Annotated in this window: 2 protein-coding genes; both read left to right on the top strand. The window is 69.8% G+C overall.

Annotated elements, in window-relative coordinates:
- The first annotated feature begins 363 nt into the window (after nt 1–363).
- Complete coding sequence (locus P3H15_RS53570; protein ID WP_276144755.1) at nt 364–1,290, top strand: ATP-binding cassette domain-containing protein; 927 nt, start codon at nt 364–366, stop codon at nt 1,288–1,290.
- Nucleotides 1,287–2,099: an ABC transporter permease gene (locus tag P3H15_RS53565; protein WP_276144754.1), complete on the top strand. Its 813-nt coding sequence runs from the start codon at nt 1,287–1,289 to the stop codon at nt 2,097–2,099. The genes P3H15_RS53570 and P3H15_RS53565 overlap by 4 nt, the downstream gene beginning before the upstream one ends.
- Nucleotides 2,100–2,462 lie beyond the last annotated feature (363 nt).

Here is a 2,462-nt window from a genome sequence, read left to right as displayed (position 1 = left end):
CAGGTGCCGGGATGTCGGCACACCTATAGACGGCGGCCGGCCCGGAAGGACGCACCCGAAGCTGATGTCGGCCTCTCGAGGTCGGCGGCGAAGACGGCCCGATCAACCGATGGTGGCTCGGACATCATGTGCCCCAGATGGTTCGAGAGGGCGTACTTCCACCACCACCACCACCGGCGCCGCGAACCCGCGTCCCGGACAGCTGGTGCGTCCAATTCGCGGCTGGTTCGTCTGAGGAGATAACTCTCACTCACATCGGGTGGGGGAACGCCCTTCTTCGAGAGGAATCCTGGCGATGACCACCCACCTGCTCTTTCCCACCGGAACCGGCCACGCGGCCGGCGGCCACGGCGGGGGCGTGAAATGACCGCCCCCGCCGTCCTCGTCGACGACCTGCACGTCGCCTACAACAAAACCTGGGCCCTCGACGGCGTCGACCTGGAAGCTGCCGCCGGGACCACCCTCGGGGTCCTCGGCCACAACGGTGCCGGCAAGACCACCCTGATCCGCACACTCACCACCCTGGTGCGCCCGACCGTCGGCCGCGTGCAGATCGAGGGCCTCGACGTCATCGCCGGCGCCGACCGGGTGCGCCGCCGGATCGGGGTGACCGGCCAATACGCCGGACTCGACGAATTCCTCACCGCCCGAGAGAATCTGGAGCTGATCGGCCGCCTGACCGGGCTGCGCCGCACCGCCGCCCGTGCCCGGGCCGACGCGCTGATCGAGCGGCTCGGGCTGCAGGAATACGCGACCCGCCGGGTCGGGGAACTCTCCGGCGGCTCACGCCGCCGAATCGATCTGGCCGCCAGCCTCGTCGGTAACCCGTCGGTGCTGTTCCTGGACGAGCCGACCACCGGCCTGGACCCGATCGCCCGCGCCGGACTGTGGGACGTCGTGGACGAGCTCACCACTGCGGGCACCACCGTCGTGCTCACCACCCAGTACCTGGAGGAGGCCGACCGGCTCGCCGACCACATCGTCGTCCTGGCCCGGGGCAGGGTCGCCGCCCGCGGTACCCCCGCCGAGCTGAAACGGATCGTCGGCGGCAAGGTCCTGACCGCCACCATCCCCAGCCACCAACTGGGGACTCTGCCGTTCGTCCCGGACACCGACCGGGTCGACGGCGACCGGGTGCGGGTGTCGGTCACCGTCGACGACGCCCCCGCCGCGACCGCCCTGGTCGCGGACCTGCACCGCCGCGGCATCGAGGTCACCGACCTGGATGTGGCCTCCCCGAGCCTCGACGACGTCTTCACCCACCTCGCCCACACGGGAGCCCACAAATGACCACCATCCGCACCACCACAGTTACCGCCTCCTCGGCCTTGGACCAGCTCGCCGCCCTGACCGTCCGGAACCTGCGCACCAGCGCCCGCGTCCCGCAGCTGCTGATGTTCTCGCTGACCATGCCGATGGCGATGCTGGTGCTGTTCAGCCAGGTGTTCCGCAGCGTCGCCGCCGGACCCGGCTTCCCGGCCGGGGTCAGCTACATCGTCTTCCTCACCCCGGCGATGCTCGCCGTCTCCACGGTGATGGCCGGCACCAACGCCGGAGTGTCCGCCGCGATCGATCACACCAACGGCCTGCACGACCGCTTCGCGGCCCTGCCGATGCGCGCAGGCCTCCCCGGTATCGCTCGCACCATCAACGAGGCCGTGTTCACCCTCGCCCGGGCTGCGCTGCTCGGGATCGCCGCCGCGGCTTTGGGTTTCGAGTTCCATGGCAGCGCCGTCGATGCCGTGTCCGCGGTCGTGGTGCTGGTGGTGTTGGCCGGTGCGATGAGCGCGTTGTTCGGACTGATCGGGGATCGGCTGCGGCGCCCGGACGTGGTCCAGTTCGCCGGGATGATGGTGATGATGCCGCTGATGTTCGTCTCGAGTGCGTTCGCGCCGATCGAGACAATGCCCGGCTGGATGCAGGCTATGGCCACGGTGAATCCGGTCGCGCACGCCACCGACGCCCTGCGCGGGCACGTCCTCGGCACCGCCACCGCCGGTGACACCGCCGCCGCGCTGGTCGCGGCGGTCGGGTTGTGGGCGGCGGTGACCGCCGTCCCGGTCCTCACCCGCCTGGTCCGGTCGGCCCGAGGCCGCTGACCAACGACGAACCTGCCCTGTCCCTCTCGAGTAAGGAGAGGGACAGGGCAGGCTTTGCGTGCGGCGCCTACCCGGAGCCGGGCACTCTTCTGGCCCCTACCCGCAGAGGGGGCAGAGGCTCGGAGAGCGCTGTGGTCAGCGGATACGCCCGATCCGGGCGTCGACGGCGCTCATGCGGCGGCGTCGAGCAGATGCAGCTCCTCCGCCACGATCAGATCGACCTCTTCACTGGTCAGGCCGGAAAACAAATGGGTGGTCAGCATCGCTCTCACCTCCTCACCGCGCTTCTACTGGTACGTCGAATCGGGGAACCCGTCATCGACATCGACACCCATACAGACGAGGCACACCGGATTCGGACGC

This window comes from Rhodococcus sp. T2V, assembly GCF_029269925.1.
Lineage (GTDB): Bacteria > Actinomycetota > Actinomycetes > Mycobacteriales > Mycobacteriaceae > Rhodococcus_F > Rhodococcus_F koreensis.
This window is presented reverse-complemented; position numbering and strand designations above follow the sequence as displayed.

What these genes read in the sequence shown, in the direction of transcription:
- P3H15_RS53570 (WP_276144755.1), top strand. Translation starts at nt 364, where the DNA reads ATGACCGCCCCCGCCGTCCTCGTCGACGACCTGCACGTCGCCTACAAC.
- P3H15_RS53565 (WP_276144754.1), top strand. Translation starts at nt 1,287, where the DNA reads ATGACCACCATCCGCACCACCACAGTTACCGCCTCCTCGGCCTTGGAC.